The organism is Echinicola strongylocentroti, from assembly GCF_003260975.1.
In the GTDB taxonomy this organism is placed as follows: domain Bacteria; phylum Bacteroidota; class Bacteroidia; order Cytophagales; family Cyclobacteriaceae; genus Echinicola; species Echinicola strongylocentroti.
This window is the reverse complement of sequence record NZ_CP030041.1, coordinates 2,102,176-2,122,024: the sequence shown is the minus strand read 5'-3', so window position 1 is coordinate 2,122,024 and position 19,849 is coordinate 2,102,176. Positions and strand designations below refer to the sequence as shown.

The following is a 19,849-nucleotide window of genomic DNA, read 5'->3' as shown; positions in this document are numbered from 1 at the left end:
TTTGAAACCCTCCCAGATATTGCCATATTTAATAATGAAAACTAATATTAATCCGGTCAACACTAATCAGGGAAGTACAAATACCTCCCCGTGGCGGAGGTAATGTTGGTTATTTTGGAGTTTGATTAATAAAGGAGTACAGTAAATGAAAAAAGTATCAATTGCGATAGGTTTAGTTGTTTTGTTTTGGAGCTGTAATAATGGGGAGCAGGTTCCTGATCCGCCTGTAGAAACAGTCTATGAAGGGAAGGTGGCCTTGACTTCGCAGGCAATGATTGACGAGTTTGATGATAACTACGTCCGCATTACAGGGGACTTGGTGATCCAAGACCTAGAGGATGATATAGTGGACTTGGATGGATTGGAGCATATCGAGGTGGTGGAAGGAGATGTGCTGATTCAGTATAATGACAGACTTGCGGATATTGGCGGCCTGAGTGGGCTGAAGCGAATTGAAGGTCAGCTCTTTTTTACCAGAAATGAGGTGCTAAAAGACCTAAAGGGCCTAGGGCAACTGGAGTATGTCGGTGATATCTTTTTTGTGACCTTTAACCCTTCCTTGGAGTCTTTTGAAGGACTTGAAGCACTGGATTCCGTGGCTGGGGAATTGTATATTGCCAAGAACGCCCAGCTAAAAAGTCTTGATGGGCTGGAGTCCGTCTCGCAAATGGGACATGAGCTGACCTGCTACGACAATCCCTCTCTAACCGATTTTTGTGCGATAAGGGAATTGCTGGTGAATGATGGGCTGGCAGAAGGTTTTGTTGTAGAAAAGAACGCCTATAATCCCACCAAGGAAGCCGTCATCGCCGGCGACTGTAGTTTGTGATTTTATAGGAAGGTCATCAATAAACGACTGTTACGGATGCCTACTCCCCTGTTATCTCATAATATCCAGCATTCAAAGCAGGAGGAACGATCTTGATTTTTTGCGCTTGTACTAGCATAAGCCGGGATAAAATGCATTTCCGAGCACAGATTACTCGCAGAACGAATACCAACCATAGACTAGAAACCTGAGCTCGACTTGATTTTAGTATTAAAAGCGTCTTTGCGAACCCTTTTAAGGAGGATGTGGGTTGGAAAAGGGTGTGGTAATCCCGAAATACCGAGACTGCCACGGCTTCCACCCCTCAAATCTCCCTCTAAGCCTCGCAGTGACGATTTTATAATCGAACTGAGGTTAAAAATTACCAGATACTTTGTTTTTATAATTATCAATAAGTATTATATTTGGTTATAGTTGTTTTTAACCATATACACTACTACTCATGCTTACTATGCAACCACACACTTGTCACGCCTTGAGGAGGTGCAGCCCAACTCCTTTTTTGGGCCAGATAGCCCGTCAGTTTACGGGCAAAACCCCGCATCCATCTTATCTACCTCTAAAAAACACCCCTTTTGTGGTATTTTATAATAGTTAGCAAAGCCTTAATTTTCGAGAATATCCGTTTGCAAACGGAAGTAATCGATTAGAGTCGTTTACAAACGGGATATGGTGGGAATAAAGGTGTTTGCCACACATTTATTGGACAGGGGGACGGACTTACGTTATATTCAGCAATTGCTGGGGCATCAAAGTCCCAATACAACGGCTATTTATACACATGTATCGACCAAAAAATTTGCAAAACATTAAGAGTCCATTCGACCAGATCGTAAATTATAATCAATTGGATATTAATAATTCAAAAAAAAATAGCCAATGAAATATATACTCCAGTAGAGTATATTAAGACGTTAGCTGTAACTGAAATACAAATTTTATAAATGATAAGAATAAACAATATTGACATCACAGCAATTGGACCAATTAAAGAGTTGAAACTGAACTTTGATAACCATTTCAATATTATCTGTGGTCAAAATGGTATAGGTAAAACAACCATATTAGATTGTTTAGCTCAATCATTTGGAGTAAATCGAACATCGGTCAAAAGAACAGCAGGATTAGACAAAGGTAATTGGACGGTTGAAGTGAAGATTTCAGGTCAAAATCAAAAAAAATCTTTCGATATTACTGTATTTCATCCGAATGAAAACACATATAATTCAATTGGGTTTTATGAAAACTCAAATGATATAATAGTTTTCAAAACACACAGGGATATACCCTATCAGCACTTGAGTTCATTAAGTACAGACCCTCAGAAAGACAACAATAAATTTGCAAAAGAAACAATGACAGGATCATTACCAAGTGATCTGAAAAATTGGTTTGTAAATAGACACTTATGGTCAGCTCATGAGAATCACTTAGACGAGAGTCAATTAAAAAACATTGAGCTTGCTAAGGAATGTTTTAATCTTCTCAATCCTCAAATTTCATTCAATAAGGTTAATCCAAATTCGAATGACATAATGCTCAATACTGTAAACGGAGAAATCTACTTTGAGTATTTGTCATCAGGTTACAAATCATGCATGGCTGTATTGATTGGATTAATAAAAGAAATAGAGTTTAGGTACAAGAATCCCAGTAAATTCATCAAAGACTTTGATGGTATTGTTTTCATTGATGAAATTGATTTACACCTTCATCCAGAGTGGCAAGCAAGGATTTATGATGTCTTGAAAATAATTTTACCAAACGCTCAAGTTTTTACCTCTACACACAGCCCTCATATAGTTCAAGTTGCAAAACCAAAAGAAATAATTGCTCTGACACTTGATAGCAAAGATGAAATCAAGCTAAATAAAATAATAAATCAAGAATATGGTTGTCAAGGTTGGACTGTTGAAGAAATTCTAACTGATGTTATGGGGATGTCAGAAACCAGAACACCTGACTATATTAATGCGTTAAGTAAATTTAGTGAAGCAGTAGATAAAGATGATTTTAAAACTGCAAAAACTCAATTTGTGATTTTAGATGCTATGTTGCATCCAGAAAATTCAATGAGAAAAATATTAAAAATTCAATTAACAGGACTTTCGACAGATGATTAAGTTAGACAGAATACCAAGGCCTGTCGAACTTACAACCAAACTACAAGGAGAATTAACTACCGAGTTTAAATTGACAGGAAAATCAGTTTGGAATTTAGATTTCATAAAAAAGGGGTTGTTATCATTTTCAAATGATAAATGCTGTTACTGTGAAGCAAACATAAAAGAAGAAAGCAAATATTTAGAAGTCGAACACTTTCATCATAAAGATAAATATAAAGATGAAGTACTAGAATGGGAGAATTTGTTGCCTTCATGTAAAAAGTGTAATGGAACAAAAAATAATCATGATACTATAATTGAACCTATAATTGACCCAAGTATTGTTGACCCTAAAAATCATCTAAAATATTGGAGGTATAGGATTAAAGGTGTGGATGACTTAGGTAGACTAACTGTATCAGTATTAAATCTAAATGACCAAGATAGGTTAGTGAAGAAAAGATTTGAAATTGGTAACGCAATTCAGGATAAATTAGAACAACTTAATGAATTAATTGACGATTATATTAACGGAATTCAAACTAGTACAAGACGAAAAAATAGAGTTGTAAACGGAATAAAGAATCTTATGAAAGAAGGATTGCCTACGGCAATTTATTCCGCTACATCTGCAACTATAATCCTAACTGATACAGAATATAGTACTTTAAAAAGTAAGTTAACCCAAGAAAGTCTTTGGGATAAGGAACTCGAGTTACTTGAAATTGAACTTGGAAAAAGTGCTTTGGAACTTGGAAAATAAAAAGCTACAGCTAATAACTAAGCATTCGGGTGGCCGGAACGGCCAAACCTGAATGCCGTGTTGAACGAAAGGTGCTGGGAATGGGGTAATTATGGGGAAAGCTTTTTTCCCTTTTTATATTTATGGCGGTACGGGGCAAAAAAATACGGTACTTTTGGAGTGTTAATGGTTGCTATTCGGTGGTAAACTACGAGCAAGCTAGGTAAATTGAGAAGCAGTTTTGTGCCTACGGCACAAGGGAATATAGCAGCAGCATGACTTTACCAAGCTTTTATACCTAGCCGCATAAGTCAGTTTGGGCATTGGGCCGGTAGGGCGTAGAAAAGTGCCGCAATAATGCTCCGTTAGGAGCAGAAGCTTGGTGACGGAAAATGAAAATAACATCCCGCCAGTGCCGTAGGTACTGACCAAGGATCAGGGAGGGATGTGGAGTGAAAACGGAATGTCGTAGACACGGGTTAAGGATCAAGCAATATTTCTGGGAGAGTGGGTTCTTCTTCATGGGTTTTGCAAATCCTGTTCTCAAAAGTTCCTGATTTTACCCTTCGACAGGCTCAGAGTAGGAATCAGTAACAGTGTATAGGCAGCATGAAGGGCTAAGGTGTCAAATAATTTAGAAGATAAATTGCATGAAAAGAAGAGTGAATTTTAAACCAATATGGTTGTTTTTTTTAGTGTTTATTGTTGTAGGAAGTTGTATTTCATACAAGTATTCCGCCCCGCTTGATTTAAATGAGGTAAAACTTGATGTGCCCATAAAGATAACAGAAATCACAATAGATGATAACCGAGATGAAATATCAAAAGAAGATGATATTAAAATTCCAGCTATGACAGGGCTAAAGAAGAAGTCCTGGAGGCACTATCCTAAGCTATCGAATGAACACAGACTGATCATCGACAATGCCATAAAGAATAACTTTAGTGAAAAGGGCTATGATTCAGCTACAATTGTAGTGGATATAAACTATGCATCTAAGGAATTTGAGCAAACAGGGATGACTGAGATTGAAAGGGTTTATTTAAATGTCGATACAAAGATCACCTCTAGCGCATTTGAGTATTATGCATCATCAATAGATACTTTTTATTATGAATCAATTAATGCATCAAATCAACATTTTGAGGAGTTTTATCAAAATTCACTTCAGAATAATATGTTAAAGAATATAATTCGCTTGAGGGACCAATATTATAATTCCCCAAAAAAAGAGAGCGAATGCTTTGATTCCTCCTACTCAAAATCTATACAAATAGATGATGAGCTGAAGATTACTGTGTATGGAAAAGAAATGATGGCATCACTGGAAGTATCAGGTCAGTTACAAAGTGAAATTACTCAAAATTGGGATTTCAAAATATCAACTAATCAAGATGGGCTACTCACCTATATCGAGCCGTTGAATGTCAAAAGTGATGGAGCAGAGGAATTGGGAGCTGTGATTGATTTCTTACATAGTATAAAGGTGATAAAGGCCGAAACAAATAATCCACCTTATCATAATTGCTGGAAATTGTCAGTAATCAAAAGCACGTTAATACCTTAAAGTAAAGTGGTTTTGTAACTATTTCCTGTCACTGTTTTGACTTACTAAACTGCATTTCTTCCGAATACCTTGACTCCTAGAAAAGTAAACGAAATATTTTTTGGTGTTTGGATGATTTTTTAGCTTTGCGGCTTGTTTGATGGCGAGTGGGGGCGATGTCTTCCCTGGCCGGTGGAAAAATTGAATAGTGATGACCTGTACTGCGGAGCGAAAATCAGTTGACCAAATCAATACGACCAATATTTTGCCACAGACTCCTTTCTGGGCAAAGGTCAAAAATAAGCAGGGCTTCAAGCCGAATGGCTTTCGGCTGACGGTGTCCAAGGAACTGTTGGAGCCGGATGCGTCCTCTCCCCAGCAGTTGGAGGAGGATTTGCTGATCCTGATCAAGGATATTGGGGAAGGGCATTGTTTTGCTTATGTGCCTTATGGCCCCAAGCTGGAGCCTCGGTTTGAGCACCAGGGGCTTTTCTTGGAGAAGCTGTCGGAATCGTTGAAGCCGCATTTGCCAGAAACTTGCGTTTTTATTCGCTACGATCTCCTTTGGGAAAACCAATGGGCCGGTGAGGAGGAGTTTTACGATTCCCAAGGCAACTGGCAGGGGCCGCCTTCTGCGCAGACGCAGGAATTCCGTGTCAATTTCAATACGGACCACTGGAACCTTCGCAAGAGCCCGGGTGACGCCCTACCGAAAAACACCTTCTTTCTGGATTTGGCACGAGGGCCGGAAGAGCTGCTGTATGAGATGCGCTACAATACGCGCTACAATATCCGTCAGGCCAGTAAGAAGGGTGTGGAAGTACGTGAGCACGGCGTGGACAAGCTGGATGACTGGTATGCGCTCTATGAAGAAACGGCCCTGCGGAAGGGAATTACCTACCAAACGAAAGGTTACTTCTTGGAGCTGTTTGCGCAGCAGGATGAGGAGGTTCGGGTGTGTTTGCTGATGGCAGCGCATGAAGGACAGGAGCTGGCTTCGATGCTGCTGGTGCTGAGCCATAAGCGGGCGACCTATCTTTTTGGAGCCTCTGCCTCTGACAAGCGGCAGGCCATGGCCAGCTATGCCCTTCAGTGGGAAGCGATCAAGCGTGCCAAGGAGTTTGGGTGTGAAGAGTATGATATGTTTGGCTGTGCGCCCAACCTGGACCGCTCCCACCCCTTGCACGGAGTCCACCTTTACAAAAAAGGCTTTGGTGGCCAGCTTTTTCACCGGATGGGGTGCTGGGATTACCCGTTTCGGGAGGAAGAATATGAGATGTTCAAGGCCCAGGAAATGTATCATTGAGATGAGTGCCTCCTCCTTTCCCGCTCCCTTCGACACCGCTCCCTTCGACACCGCTCAGGGGGCGGGGAGGGCGGACGGAGGACATTGCTTTACTGTACCCCGGAGACGTTTAGTTTAAGGGTGTAGACGGCAGGTCCGGCGGTGATGAAGAGGGTTTTGCGTTCTTTGCCGCCAAAGGTGACATTGGCGGTCCATTTTTGGGGAATGGGTACTTGGCCGATTTGCTCACCTTCAGGGTTGAAGATCGTCACGCCATTGCCGGTTAAGTAAATATTTCCATTTTCATCGATGGTCATGCCGTCCGATCCCATGCTGACAAATAGCTGGGGATCACCAAGGCTACCGTCTTTTTGGACGTCATAGCGATAGGTTTTTTTGTCGCCAATATCAGCGATGTAGAGCGTCTTTCCTTTTTTGGTGCCGATGATGCCGTTTGGTCTGACGAAGTGGTCTGCCACCACCTTGATATCTCCCTCTGGCGAACGGTAATAGACACGTTGTTGCTCCATGTCCGGGGCTTGTCGGGTCCAGTATTCCCGCTGATAATAGGGATCCGTAAAGTAGACACCGCCTTTCTTGTCCACCCACAGGTCGTTGGGCCCATTGAAGTTTTTCTGGTCAAAACCATCTGCCAATACGTTGACCTCTTTGTTTTGATCAATTTGCCAAAGCTGGAAGTTTTCATCAGCACAAGCGAGCAAATTGCCCTGGTGGTCTACATAAAGTCCATTGGCACGTCCAGCGTTTTCCATATAAAGCGTCACCTCCCCAGTCTCTGCCGACCAATGATAAATACGGTTGTTGGGCTGGTCGGTGAAGTAAACGTCACCATTTGGTGCTACGGCAGGGCCTTCCGTAAAAGTGAATTCATCGGATACCAAGGTGGGTGCCGTGCCAGTCAGGAGTAGTGCGGACTTGTTGGCAGAGCAGGCCAGTGCCGCCAGCAGTAAGGTAGAAAGGATACTAAATGATAAGGTTTTCATGGGGCTTTTTGCATTCATAAGGGTTGTTTTTTTTGCACGGGTTACAGGAAATCGATGTCCACATTGAACGGATATTTCATCAAGTAGTACAGTGCATCTTCTACCTTAAATCCTTCGAAGAGTACTTTGTACAGGTTTTCGGTGATGGGCGCGCGCATGCCGGTTCCTTCTAGGAAGGTTTGGAGCAGTCTCACTGTATTGATCCCCTCGGCCACTTCGTCCATGCTGGCATTAATGGCGTCCAAGGTTTCTCCTTTGGCGAGCCGATAGCCCACCGTATAGTTCCTGGAGAAGGTGGAGCTGCAAGTGGTGACCAAGTCTCCGATGCCCGCCAGTCCTACAAAAGACTGCGTCTGGCCGCCCAGTGCATTGCCCAAGTGGATCATTTCTACCATGCCGCGGGAGATGAGCAGCCCTTTGGCATTTTCTCCCAGTCCCAGTCCTGCCAGTGCTCCTGAGGCGATGGCGATGGTGTTTTTGAGTACTCCGCTGAGTTCTACGCCGATGATGTCTTGGTTGCCATAGACCTGAAAACGGTCCGAGCGGAGAAGTCGTTGGCCTTCGAGGATGACTTCGTTAAAGCGGCTGGCGACTACGGTGGCGGCGGGTTGTCCCATGGCGAGCTCCTTGGCCAAGTTAGGGCCTGCCAAGCAGCCTACACGGACCACGACGGTTTCGTTTTGGATGACCTCGCTCATCGTCCAGATGTTTTCGCGGTGGATCTTGGATACGTTGTCCAGGTTTTTTCCTTCGGGGAGGTTGAGCACCAGTCCTTTGGTGCCATGAATCAGGATATGGTAGGGATGCAAGTAGGGGGCAAACTTCCGCATGACATCGCGAAACCCGGAAGAGGATACCACCGGAAACATCACTTCGCACGTTTCGCAGAGGTGCTCAGGATCAGTAGTGGCGGTAATGCCTGGGTTCAAGTCCCTGCCTTCAGCACTGTGATGATGGTTGATCTCGTCCACCACTTCCTGTTTACGGGCATAGACGATGACATTGTTCTTTTCCGCCAGGATATTGGCAATGGCGGTACCGAAGCTGCCGATACCAATAACACCTACTGGTTTTTCATTGTTATTTGAAGAGTTTTTCGAGGTCATAACCATCCAGTCTGTTGTGGTAATAATACAAAAGGCTCATGTCCTGGGTCGTGATAAGGTCGTCGTCCGTCCTGATCAGCGGCCTTTTGGCATGATACATCCCTACATTGGCCAGGCCGTGGGCAATGATCGCATCGATGTCTTGCTTGAGGTGTGGAGCCACATGGACCAATCCCTTTGAGCGGATTTCCATTAGTCGATTGAGTACCCGCTGGCAGTTAGAGCGGAAGTCACTGTAGCTGATCACCAGGTCTTCTTCTGGCAAGCGCAGCAGGCTGAAGAGATCCATCTTACTGTTTTGCTTTTTGATCATCTCAAAGGCCGTAAAAGCCACTAGGTGACTGCTGAATACCCTGTTGATCTTATGGAATTCTTCCACGATCCGTTCACCAAGTAGTTGGCTGTAGACTTCTTCCCGTTGTGGATCTACGCTGACTTTGCCATTGGACATGAAATAATCACGGCAATCAATGATGCGGCCATCTTTATCGATGCTGCTGCCGTCCTTGTCCACGTAATTTCCCAAGATGTCCATTGCTTGGCCTATGGATACGGAAATATCCGATCCTTTGGTGAAGAATTTGATCAGGAACTTGGAGATTTTGTAGCTGGTCGAGAACTCGTCCGTTTCCTTGTAATAACGCTCCTGTCCTGTGAGGCTGAGGTATTCACGGATCAAACTTGGCGCTTCCAGGGTAAAGTGGTAATTGATGCTGACGGGGACGATAAATACTTTTCCGCTAATGTCGTTGAAGCCTTTTTCGTAATTGGCGCGTTGTGCTTCTACGGCTGTGCTCAGCAGGCCTAGTTTGAGTTTATTTTCTATTTTTCCGCTTCTGGAACGGGTGCCTCCGGGGAAAAACAAACTGTGACAGCCAAATTGGATGGCTTCACTGGAGTAGGTTTTTAAGGTTTCCAGGTACAGCAGGTTTTTTTTCCTTCGGTCCACCTTGTAGGCGCCCAAGGCGTCCATGAAATAGGCAAAAATCTGTATGTTGAAAAGGTTCAGCCCCGCACCGTACAAGAAAGGGGGCATGCCCAAAGTGCTTATCGTCCAGCCGATAAGGATGCTGTCCAAGTTGCTGAAGTGGGTGGGTACCATGACGATGGTTCCTTTGGCAGCCAGGTTTCTCAGCTGTTCGGTCTCGCCGATGATTTGGATTTTGTCCTGTAGGGTATATTGCTTACTGAAGATGGAGCCAAAGCCTTTTACCCTTGCCGCATTCAGTAACCGTGAAAACCCAAAGGTCACCATTTTTCGGGTGGCTTTGTAGTGGCTGTGTTTGAAGTTACTGGCGATTTCTTCGGAGTACCGGGTAGTGATGCTGTCCAGGATTTTGTGGTAATTCGCTTTTTTTTCCTCCTCGGAGCTATGGCTTTCGGAGGATGCCTGTACCAAGGCTGATTTTACACCCGACCAGAACTCATCTTCGTCATCAGGGTCGACGAGCCAAGGGTTTTGTTTGACACGAAGCTTCTCCCGATAGAGCGTTGTCTCCAATTCTTCCTTGAGCAAGTCGAGGTTGTTCCCCGTCATGCTGATGATCTTTTCCTTGCTGATAGTCGCCACGCTTTGGATAAAATCCTTACGGCTTTTGGCTAACTTCACCACCGGCCACTCATCTTTGCGGGGAAGAATCGGGTCGTATTTTTGTTTGATATAATCGTCAGTCAAGGGGATTTTCTTTGTTGATTTTTCAAAGATAAGGAAAAAAAGAAGCTTTCGGGGGTGTGGAATGGTTGGAATGTCGAATTGCGAAATTGATTTGGGGTCAAGGTACGGGCTGTCAATGCCAAATGGGAATATGCTTACAGGGTTAATGTGCTTATAGCCCCTTGAGCGGAAGACACATTAGGCTATCTACACCACGCCGCACAGGTACTGCGAACTGACCTGCGGCGGCAGATGGCCCATTCTCCAAACGGCTGATTTTCTTGCAGTTTCAAACTTTTCTGGCATCCGCCGGGACTGGCTATAAGGGTTCCTGATGCACAAACTGTGTTGAAATTTACTGATATGTGGGAGAGGGTGGTAGGTGGGACGTGCTTGGGCATAGGCTGAAAAAGTAAGAAAGTAAGGGAAACCGTTCCATAGGAACGGCAGATATAAATGCAAATAGGAACATTTTTTAAATGCGTTCGCCCTGAACAAATACTGGTAAATATCGCCAGATTGAAGTTTTTTTTGATAATTTACAGGTTGATTGCCTAACCATCACTGATAAAATTGAAGAAGCTCAAACAAATCTTCTTTTTCTTATGTTTTTTATATTTTTCCCTGCAAATTACCTTTGCGCAGGAGGGAAAGGAGAAAATACGGAAACACCAGTTTTCGCTGCAAGTGGACAATGACGCCTTGGCATTTACCCATTTTGACAGGTATTATACCCATGGCGTTTTTTTGGCATATTCTCATTACCTTTCTCGTGATAGCCGGCTCCATGCCCGCATCTCGCAGCAGATCTATACTCCCGAAAAGTACACTTCAGAAGATATCAGGATCTATGACCGGCCTTATGCTGGCGTGTTGTTTGGGGAGGTGGGTTACCAATACCTGATGGATCGGGGCTGGCTGCGAGGGGACTTGCTGTTGGGCAAAATAGGGCCGGGCTCCAAGGCTGAGGATGTACAGGTATGGTACCACACCTTGTTTGGCTTTCCCCAGCCCAAGGGTTGGAAGTACCAGATTCAGAGCGGAGGTCTTGTCAATTTAAAATTACAGGCCGCCTTTAATGTGGTGAGGACTCGGAAGTTTGAATTTTGGCTTCAGCCAAATGTGGCGATGGGGAATTATGATAGGAGTTTGGGGCTGACACCATCGATTAGGATTGGTAAATTCAATACAGCAAAGAACAGTTTCATCAGTGGGAGCAGGGTAGGTCGTTCGGCGCGACGGGAGGCGTATTTTCAAGCTGGTGTTCACTATAAGCGTGTCTACTGGAATGCGACGCTGCAAGGAACGAGTGAGTCCTCTGCTTTTGACCTGGCGACAATGGATCCGATAAAAAGTGTCAGCGAGTACTTTGCCCAGTTAGTGGTGGCCTATCCCAAAGTGGGCTTTGCCTATCGGTTTTTTTACAGGACCCAAGAGACTACCTTGGCAGAAGGACAGCTGCTGGGAAGCCTGTATTTTTATTATACCTTTTGAAGTGGCTTATATTGCATATCAGTGAATTTATCTCATGAATATTCACACGCTCCATTTTGTCAATGGCTTAATTGATTGTATTATTGCATCTCCAAAATAGTAATGAAGCCAGACCTTAAACAAATACAAGCCCCCATAGCTGAGGAAATGATCGACTTCGAAAAGAAGTTTCGTTCTTTTATGAAGAGCAAGGTTAAGCTTTTGGATCATATCACCAGTTATATTGTCAAGAGGAAGGGGAAGCAGATGCGTCCGATGTTTGTCTTCTTGACGGCAGGGGTCACGGGAAGGATCGGTGAATCCACTTACCGTGGTGCCGCCCTGATCGAATTGCTCCATACGGCGACCTTGGTTCACGATGATGTGGTGGATGATGCCAATTACCGTCGAGGTTTTTTTTCGGTAAATGCCCTTTGGAAAAATAAAATTGCTGTCCTGGTGGGGGACTACCTGCTTTCCAGGGGCTTGCTCCTTAGTGTGGATAATGGAGATTTTGACCTCTTGAAGGAGGTGTCCAATGCCGTTAGGGAGATGAGTGAGGGAGAGCTGTTACAGATCGCCAAGGCCCGAAACCTTGATATTACCGAAGAGGTATATTACACCATTATCCGTCAGAAAACCGCGAGCTTGATCGCTTCTTGCTGTGCCGTCGGTGCGCTCACTTCTGGGGCGGATGCCGATACGGTGGAGAAAATGCGGGAGTTTGGGGAGAAAGTGGGAATGGCTTTTCAGATCAAAGATGATCTTTTTGATTATGGTGAGGATGAGGTGGGCAAGCCTGTGGGAATTGATATCAAAGAAAAGAAGATGACACTGCCGCTGATCTATGCCTTGAACCATGCAGGCTGGGCGGACAAGAAAAGGATTATCTACCTTATTCGGAACAAAAACGAAGATAAAAAGGCTGTCAATCAGGTGATTGACTTTGTGAAAGCTTCTGGAGGATTAGAGTATGCCCAAGAAGTGATGACGCAATTTTTTGAAGAAGCATTAAGCATTTTGCACAGCCAGCCAGATTCAGATTATAAGGAATCGTTAGAGAATTTGGTAAAATATACCATAGAGCGTAAAAAGTAGCGAGGTTAATTGTGTAGGACAATTCGATATTTGTGTATAAACAACAGGTGATTTTTACGTTTTTTTGTTGTTTTTTTGTTAACTTTTTAAATGGTAGCTCAGCGATAATTTTCTCAAAAAAGGAACAAAAAATGGGAAATTGTAGAATTCTATGGGAAATCCCCCCACTAGATATGGGTTTGCTTTGTTTTTAGCTTTTAGAATTTCTTGATTTTGTGCCAATAACCTACTCTATTTACGATCTAAGCCCCTTTTAGCCTAGAGCACACCCCTTTGTTTTATGCCGTAACTGGGTGGGAGTCAACTGATAACTCACATATTTTTTTGTATAATTATTTGGAAAAATTAAACTTTTAGATACATTTATAAAGAAGTGGGAAAAAGTGGGGAAAGGTGGTGGATTGTGTGATTGCTTTTATTACTTTTGTATTTGAAGAAGATCGATCGATAGAAACATGGGGAATTTCTCTAGCGAATATTATTGCAAGCTTGACGCCAAAGGACGTCTGGTTTTGCCTGCCAAGCTAAAGGCGGCATTACCCGAGACTTTTGGTAATGAGCTTGTTATGCGTAGAGGTTTTGACCCATGTCTGGTGCTCTACCCCATGAACGAGTACCGCAAGCTAGATAACAAAGTTTCTGCGCTGGATGACTTTGATCACAAACAAAGAAATTTTAAGCGGAGTTTTTATCGCGGTAATACCGAAATAGAATTGGATGCTGCCGGGAGATTTTTGATACCCAAGCCCTTGCTAGGGTTTGCGGGCATAAGCAAGGAAGTGATAGTAGTAGGAATGGGAAAGACCATTGAGATTTGGGATCCGGAACGATACGATAACTTCCTGATCAATGATCCGGAAGTATTTGCCGAGCAGGCAAGGGAATATTTGTCAGATGCTAAGAAATGAGTGCAACAGCCTATCATATACCAGTAATGCTTCACCAATGCGTGGAGGGAATGGCCATTCGTCCAGATGGGGTCTATGTGGACCTTACTTTTGGAGGGGGCGGACATTCCAAGGAAATACTGAAACACTTGGGACCAGAGGGAAGGTTGTACGGATTTGATCAAGATGAAGACGCCTTGGCCAATGCTCCTGATGACGATCGGTTCACGTTTGTGCAGGCAAATTTCAGGGACCTTGCCAGGTACCTAAGGCTGTATGGGGTGAGTAAGGTGGACGGGATTTTGGCAGATCTTGGGATTTCCTCCCACCAGATCGATGAACCTTCAAGGGGCTTCAGTACCCGCTTTGATGGCAGCTTGGACATGCGAATGAACCAGTTGGGAAGTTTGACTGCCCATGATGTGCTGAAAACTTATGAGGAAACAGCCCTCCATAAGCTTTTTGGTATTTACGGGGAAGTGAAAAACGCAAAGTCCCTGGCGCAAGCGGTGGTGACAGAACGTGCCAACAGGCCGATTGAAACCATAGAGCAGTTTAAGGAACTGCTAAAAAAACTAGCTCCCAGAGGACGGGAGTTCAAGTATTTTGCTCAGGTGTTCCAAGCCTTGAGGATTGAAGTGAATGACGAGATGGGGGCTTTGGAGGATATGCTGGAGCAGACTATAACCGTGCTCAAGCCTGAGGGAAGGCTGGTGGTGATGAGTTATCATTCCCTAGAGGACCGATTGGTGAAGAATTTTATCAACAAGGGGAAATTCCAAGGGGAGGTAGAAAAGGATTTTTATGGAAACCTGATTCGACCGTTGGAGCCTGTCACACGGAAAGCCGTACAGGCAAGCCCAGAGGAAGTGGCCGATAATAACAGGGCACGAAGTGCCAAATTGAGAATAGCAAAAAAAGTATAGACATGGAAGGAAATACTTTTAAGAAGAAAATAAAGAAAAGGGGAGGCAATGAAAACCGAACGCCAGGCAAGCCTGCCAATAGCAGGAATGTCTTTGCGCTGATCGAGGAAAAGCTAAAGATGAGCAATATCCTGGGGGATGGGATTCCGGTGAGGTTGGTGCCTCCATTTCTGTATGCCGCCTTTATTGCACTGATTTATATCTGGAGCAATCACAAAGCGGAAAGCACTATTCGTGAGATTGAAGAGCTGCAGCAGGAAGTGGAAGATCTCCGCGCCGATGTGACCACACTGGAAGCGGAATACATGTTTAGCAGTAAGCAATCAGAAGTAGCAAGAAAGATAAAAGTTTTAAACATTTACGAAATCGAAGAACCTCCGAAAAAGATCATAAAGGATAAATGAACATTAAGAAATCCATATTACTGAGAGTAAGGCTTGCCTTTTTGGCAGTTGTACTTTTCGCAGGGGCTATTCTTTACAGGATAGCCCACGTTCAGTTTGTGGATGGGGACAAATGGCGAAAAAAAGCCGATGATATTAATCTCCAATACCGAAAAGTAAGTGCCACCCGAGGTAATATCTATAGCGATGACGGAAGCCTATTGGCCACCAGCCTGCCTTTTTATAGAGTGGCATTGGATCCAGGTATTGCCGATGAGGATGATTACCGGGCAGGTGTCGACTCACTGTCCAGGAAGTTGTCGGCTTTTTATAAAGATAAGTCCGCCAATGCGTACAAGCGCATGATCAACGATGCCCGCCTAGAGGGAAGAAGGTACATCGTGCTCAACAGAAAGCAGATCGGCTACCAAGAGAAGCAGGCGATGTCCAGTTGGCCCATTTTCCGGAAAGGAAGAATGGGTGGTGGCGTCATCTTCGAAAAAGTGGAAAAGCGCTATAACCCGTTCAAGAACCTGGCGGGGAGGACGATTGGCTTTCTGAATGAAGACCGTTACGGGGCCGGACTCGAATACAGTTTTAATGGATACCTGGAAGGTAAAAACGGGGAGGCTCTTTTCCAGAAGATTGCAGGAGGCACCTGGAAGCCTGTCCATGATGCTGAGGATGTCCGTCCAGAAGACGGTTTTGATGTGGTCACTACGATCGATATCAATATCCAGGATGTGGCAGAATCTGCTTTGCTCAGGCAGTTATTGAACAAAGATGCGCAGTATGGCTGTGTGGTGGTGATGGAGGTAGAGACAGGCCATATCAAGGCGATAGCGAATTTGGAGAAAAAAGACAGTGGCTATGGTTATGGTGAATACTATAATTACGCCATAGGCGAGCAGGGACTTACCGAGCCTGGGTCGACCTTTAAGCTACTTTCGATGCTGGCCTTATTGGAAGAAGGAAAGCTCAACTTGAGTGATACCGTTGACACAGGAAACGGTAATTATAAGTTTTATAACCAGACCATGCGTGATGCCAAATATGGAGGCTATGGTAAGTTGACCGTTCGTCAGGCTTTTGAAAAGTCCTCCAACGTAGGGATTTCGAAATTGGTCGATGAGCATTTTGGTGTAGCCCCTTCCAAGTTTTTGGGCTATGTGGAGCAAGTTGGGCTGGACAAGCCATTGGGATTTCAGTTAAAGGGAGAAGGGGTTCCTTATTTCAAAGATCCAAAGCACAAGAAAAATTGGTACGGAACCACTTTGCCATGGATGTCCATTGGTTATGAGCTTAAACTGACCCCGCTCCATACCTTGACCTTGTATAATGCAGTGGCGAACGGAGGAAGAGTGGTCAAGCCGATGATCGTGCAACGAATCCAACGAGGAAACAGCGTGGAGGAAGCCTATGATACGGAGGTGATCAGGAGGAGTATTGCTTCAGACAGGACCGTTCGGCAGTTGCAGGAGTTGTTGGAAGGTGTAGTGGAGCGAGGTACTGCGAGAAATATCAGTGACAGCAATTATAAAATTGCAGGCAAGACAGGTACTGCCCAAAAGCTGGTCAATGGAAAGTATACCCGAAAATATTATACTTCATTTGCCGGTTATTTTCCTGCGGATGATCCAAAATACAGTATGATCATCGTTATCGATAGCCCCAAGGGATTTAATGCTTATGGTGGTGATGTATCTGCACCGGTGTTCAAGGAAATAGCCGATAAAATTTATGCGCAGGACCTGGAGGTAAATAAGGATAAAGAAATAGCCTCTCCCGAAACAAGAAAGGGAGATGAAGTATTTCCTTATATCAAGGCAGGAAAAGTGGATGAATTGCAGATGATTTGTAACCGCTTTGGCCTATCCAACCATTACAATGGTGATGAGCAGTGGGTACAGTCATCCCTGGTCAACCATTCGATCACTTGGAAGTCCAATAAAGTGGAAGCGCCTGTGGTGCCTGATGTATCAGGAATGACATTAAGGGACGCATTATATGTGCTGGAAAACAAAGGGTTAAAAGTGAATTATTCCGGTAAGGGTAGAGTAAGAAGCCAATCTATCCATGCCGGAACCAATGTGCCCAAAGGAGGGTCAATACGTATCGTTTTAGGATAAATGAAGACATTAAAGGACATATTGTACAAAGTACCCCTTACCTCTACTACCGGTGATATGGAAGTGGAAGTGAAGGATATTGTCTTCGACAGTAGGAAGGTAGGCACAGGAGATGTTTTTGTGGCTGCAAAAGGGACACAGGTAGATGGCCATTCCTACATCGCCAAGGCTATCGAAAGTGGGGCAACGAGTGTCATCTGCGAGACCTTACCGGAGAAGTTGGTGCCTGGAATTACCTATGTGCAAGTGGTCAACTCCGCCCACGCCATGGGGATCATGGCGTCTAATTTCTATGATCATCCATCAGCAAAGCTGAAGGTAGTTGCCGTCACGGGTACCAATGGAAAGACCACTTGTGTGACCTTATTGCACAAGCTGTTTATGGAGTTAGGGTATATGGTGGGTATGCTCAGTACGGTAGAAAACAAGATCAACGATGAGGTGGTCCCGGCGACACACACCACCCCGGACAGCGTCGCCATTAATAAACTGATGGCGGACATGGTGGACCATGGCTGCACACATTGTTTTATGGAGGCGAGTTCCCATGCGATAGTGCAGGAAAGGATGGCGGGATTGCAGCTTACAGGAGCTGTTTTCACCAATATTTCCCATGATCACCTGGATTATCACGGGACATTTGACGAATATATTAAAGCCAAGAAAAAGCTGTTCGATGAGCTTCCGCTAGGCGCATTTGCACTGGTGAATGCAGACGATAAGCGCGGGATGGTCATGGTACAAAATACCAAAGCAAGCAAACATACTTTTGGCTTGAAATACCCAACGGATTTTAAGGCAAAAGTACTCAGCAATACACTACATGGCTTGGAGCTGGATTTAAATGGCCGCCAAGCTTGGTTCAGGATGATCGGAGAATTCAATGCCTATAATGTCATCAGTGTGATGGGGACGGCGCTGCTGCTGGGTGAAGAGGAAGAAGAGGTATTGATGCAGCTTTCCAGTATCAAAGGTGCACAGGGACGGTTCGATCAGTTGATCATAGAAGGTGTGACGGCGATCGTAGATTATGCCCATACCCCCGATGCACTGGAGAATGTGCTCAAAACCATCCAAGGGGTTCGTACAGGCGTCGAAAAGGTAATCACCGTAGTAGGCTGTGGAGGAAACCGGGACACTACCAAACGCCCTGTGATGGCGAAGATTGCTACTGAAATGAGCGATAAAGTCGTGCTGACATCCGATAATCCACGGGATGAAGACCCCATGGCCATCATCAGGGATATGGAATCTGGTGTCAATCCTGTGGCCTATAAGAAGACCATAGTCATTGCCGACAGAAAAGAAGCGATCAAGACGGCCTGTGTTTTGGCCGAGAAGGGTGATATCATCCTCGTGGCCGGGAAAGGCCATGAAACTTATCAAGAAGTCAAAGGGGTAAGACATCCTTTTGATGATTTGAAAATTGTAAAAGAATTAATGGAATTGATACATACTAAATAGAGAATGCTTTACCATCTTTTTGATTATATCGACAGTGCATACGACTTTCCTGGAGCAGGGGTGTTTAGGTACATTTCTTTCCGTGCTGGGATGGCGGCGATGTTTTCACTGATCATCACGATCACATTTGGTAAAAGTATGATCAATTGGATCAGACGGAAGCAGATCGGTGAGACCGTCCGTGACCTTGGATTGGATGGCCAGACGGAGAAGAAGGGCACGCCCACCATGGGTGGACTGATGATGATCGCAGCGATTATCCTCCCTACTTTGCTATTTGCCGATGTCTATAATATATACATCATCCTGCTACTGGTGACGGTGATTTGGTTAGGAGGGATCGGTTTCTTGGATGATTTTATCAAGGTATTTAGAAAAAACAAAGAGGGGCTTGCCGGTAAGTTTAAGATCATTGGACAGGTTGGGATCGGTATTATCGTGGGGGCGACCTTGTATTTTCATGAAGATGTGGTGGTTCGTGAATTTCAGACGCCGGTATCTATTGAAGAGGGAGTGGTGGAGACCCCGGCTTTTGAAGATGTGAAAGCCATGAAGACAACCATTCCTTTCATGAAAAACAATGAGCTCAACTATGAGAACTTCTTGGGCTTTTTGGGAGATGATGTGACCCCTTATCTGTACATATTGCTGGTGATTTTTATCATCACTGCGGTATCCAATGGGGCCAATATTACGGATGGTATCGATGGCCTAGCGGCTGGTTCGTCAGCTATTATAGGTTTGGCCATTGCCATTTTTGCCTATATCAGCGGTAACGCCATTTTCTCCCAATACCTGAATGTGATGTTTATTCCCAACTCCGGGGAGCTGGTGATCTTTTGTGCAGCCTTCTTGGGGGCTTGTGTAGGATTTCTTTGGTACAATTCCTTTCCTGCACAGGTGTTTATGGGAGATACGGGGAGCTTGATGCTCGGAGGGGTGATAGCAGTACTCTGCCTTACCCTTCGCAAAGAGCTGTTGATTCCGGTGCTATGTGGGATTTTTGTGATAGAAAACCTGTCTGTGATCATGCAGGTAAGCTATTTCAAGTACACTAGAAAAAAATACGGTGAAGGCAGGAGGATATTTAGAATGTCCCCATTGCACCACCATTATCAAAAAGGAGGAATTCCAGAAACCAAGATCGTTACCCGGTTTTGGATTGTAGGGATTCTGTTGGCGATCATTACGCTGGCCACTTTAAAATTACGGTAAGT

The 19,849-nt window shown here is 44.4% G+C and carries 18 protein-coding genes; 14 read left to right on the top strand and 4 right to left on the bottom strand.

Going from position 1 to position 19,849, the window contains the following annotated elements:
• Positions 1-145: 145 nt before the first annotated feature.
• From DN752_RS08165 to DN752_RS08150, 4 genes are all read left to right on the top strand, one after another.
• The gene (locus DN752_RS08165) at positions 146-829 is read left to right on the top strand and encodes a hypothetical protein (protein WP_112783488.1); all 684 of its coding nucleotides are present in this window, start codon (positions 146-148) and stop codon (positions 827-829) included.
• Between the two features lie 669 nt (positions 830-1,498).
• Positions 1,499-1,642: a tyrosine-type recombinase/integrase gene (locus tag DN752_RS25330; RefSeq protein ID WP_162633157.1), complete on the top strand. Its 144-nt coding sequence runs from the start codon at positions 1,499-1,501 to the stop codon at positions 1,640-1,642.
• Between the two features lie 131 nt (positions 1,643-1,773).
• Positions 1,774-2,952 (top strand): AAA family ATPase, encoded by a 1,179-nt coding sequence (locus tag DN752_RS08155; protein ID WP_112783487.1) that lies wholly within the window; start codon positions 1,774-1,776, stop codon positions 2,950-2,952.
• Positions 2,945-3,697 carry an HNH endonuclease gene (locus DN752_RS08150; RefSeq protein ID WP_112783486.1) on the top strand — a complete coding sequence of 251 codons (753 nt, stop codon included), beginning with the start codon at positions 2,945-2,947 and terminating at the stop codon, positions 3,695-3,697. The genes DN752_RS08155 and DN752_RS08150 overlap by 8 nt, the downstream gene beginning before the upstream one ends.
• 277 nt (positions 3,698-3,974) lie before the next feature.
• Here the strand turns inward: DN752_RS08150 and DN752_RS24420 are convergent, their stop codons facing one another.
• Positions 3,975-4,199, bottom strand: a complete 225-nt coding sequence (locus DN752_RS24420) for a hypothetical protein (RefSeq protein ID WP_162633156.1) — start codon at positions 4,197-4,199, stop codon at positions 3,975-3,977.
• A gap of 127 nt (positions 4,200-4,326) precedes the next feature.
• Between DN752_RS24420 and DN752_RS08145 the strand changes: the two genes are divergently transcribed.
• Positions 4,327-5,244 (top strand): hypothetical protein, encoded by a 918-nt coding sequence (locus tag DN752_RS08145; protein WP_112783485.1) that lies wholly within the window; start codon positions 4,327-4,329, stop codon positions 5,242-5,244.
• Positions 5,245-5,434: 190 nt separating this feature from the next.
• On the top strand, positions 5,435-6,529 hold the full coding sequence (locus DN752_RS08140; RefSeq protein ID WP_112783484.1) for a lipid II:glycine glycyltransferase FemX: 1,095 nt from the start codon (positions 5,435-5,437) through the stop codon (positions 6,527-6,529).
• A gap of 89 nt (positions 6,530-6,618) precedes the next feature.
• Here DN752_RS08140 and DN752_RS08135 read toward each other — a convergent pair whose 3' ends face one another.
• Genes DN752_RS08135 through DN752_RS08125 form a run of 3 tightly spaced genes read right to left on the bottom strand, consistent with a single transcriptional unit; the run spans position 6,619 to position 10,293 of the window.
• Positions 6,619-7,530 carry an SMP-30/gluconolactonase/LRE family protein gene (locus tag DN752_RS08135; protein WP_245949487.1) on the bottom strand — a complete coding sequence of 304 codons (912 nt, stop codon included), beginning with the start codon at positions 7,528-7,530 and terminating at the stop codon, positions 6,619-6,621.
• A 23-nt stretch (positions 7,531-7,553) separates the two neighbouring features.
• On the bottom strand, positions 7,554-8,618 hold the full coding sequence (locus DN752_RS08130; protein ID WP_112783483.1) for an NAD(P)H-dependent glycerol-3-phosphate dehydrogenase: 1,065 nt from the start codon (positions 8,616-8,618) through the stop codon (positions 7,554-7,556).
• Complete coding sequence (locus DN752_RS08125) at positions 8,593-10,293, bottom strand: 1-acyl-sn-glycerol-3-phosphate acyltransferase (RefSeq protein ID WP_112783482.1); 1,701 nt, start codon at positions 10,291-10,293, stop codon at positions 8,593-8,595. Before DN752_RS08125 ends, DN752_RS08130 begins: the two co-directional genes overlap by 26 nt.
• 552 nt (positions 10,294-10,845) lie before the next feature.
• On the opposite strand from DN752_RS08125, the gene DN752_RS08120 reads away from it, so the two are divergent.
• The 8 genes from DN752_RS08120 to mraY all read left to right on the top strand — a co-directional run bounded on the left by DN752_RS08120 (position 10,846) and on the right by mraY (position 19,847).
• The gene (locus tag DN752_RS08120) at positions 10,846-11,766 is read left to right on the top strand and encodes a lipid A deacylase LpxR family protein (RefSeq protein ID WP_112783481.1); all 921 of its coding nucleotides are present in this window, start codon (positions 10,846-10,848) and stop codon (positions 11,764-11,766) included.
• Between the two features lie 102 nt (positions 11,767-11,868).
• Positions 11,869-12,843 (top strand): polyprenyl synthetase family protein, encoded by a 975-nt coding sequence (locus DN752_RS08115; protein ID WP_112783480.1) that lies wholly within the window; start codon positions 11,869-11,871, stop codon positions 12,841-12,843.
• A 455-nt stretch (positions 12,844-13,298) separates the two neighbouring features.
• Entirely contained in the window at positions 13,299-13,751 is a 453-nt protein-coding gene (mraZ, locus tag DN752_RS08110) for a division/cell wall cluster transcriptional repressor MraZ (RefSeq protein WP_112783479.1), read from the top strand.
• Positions 13,748-14,656, top strand: a complete 909-nt coding sequence (gene rsmH / locus DN752_RS08105) for a 16S rRNA (cytosine(1402)-N(4))-methyltransferase RsmH (protein ID WP_112783478.1) — start codon at positions 13,748-13,750, stop codon at positions 14,654-14,656. The genes mraZ and rsmH overlap by 4 nt, the downstream gene beginning before the upstream one ends.
• A 2-nt stretch (positions 14,657-14,658) precedes the next feature.
• Positions 14,659-15,060 carry an FtsL-like putative cell division protein gene (locus DN752_RS08100; RefSeq protein WP_112783477.1) on the top strand — a complete coding sequence of 134 codons (402 nt, stop codon included), beginning with the start codon at positions 14,659-14,661 and terminating at the stop codon, positions 15,058-15,060.
• The gene (locus tag DN752_RS08095) at positions 15,057-17,168 is read left to right on the top strand and encodes a penicillin-binding protein (protein WP_112783476.1); all 2,112 of its coding nucleotides are present in this window, start codon (positions 15,057-15,059) and stop codon (positions 17,166-17,168) included. The genes DN752_RS08100 and DN752_RS08095 overlap by 4 nt, the downstream gene beginning before the upstream one ends.
• Positions 17,169-18,632, top strand: coding sequence for a UDP-N-acetylmuramoyl-L-alanyl-D-glutamate--2,6-diaminopimelate ligase (locus DN752_RS08090; protein ID WP_112783475.1), 1,464 nt, complete (start codon positions 17,169-17,171; stop codon positions 18,630-18,632).
• Positions 18,633-18,635: 3 nt separating this feature from the next.
• Complete coding sequence (gene mraY / locus DN752_RS08085; protein ID WP_112783474.1) at positions 18,636-19,847, top strand: phospho-N-acetylmuramoyl-pentapeptide-transferase; 1,212 nt, start codon at positions 18,636-18,638, stop codon at positions 19,845-19,847.
• The last annotated feature ends 2 nt before the right edge of the window (positions 19,848-19,849 follow it).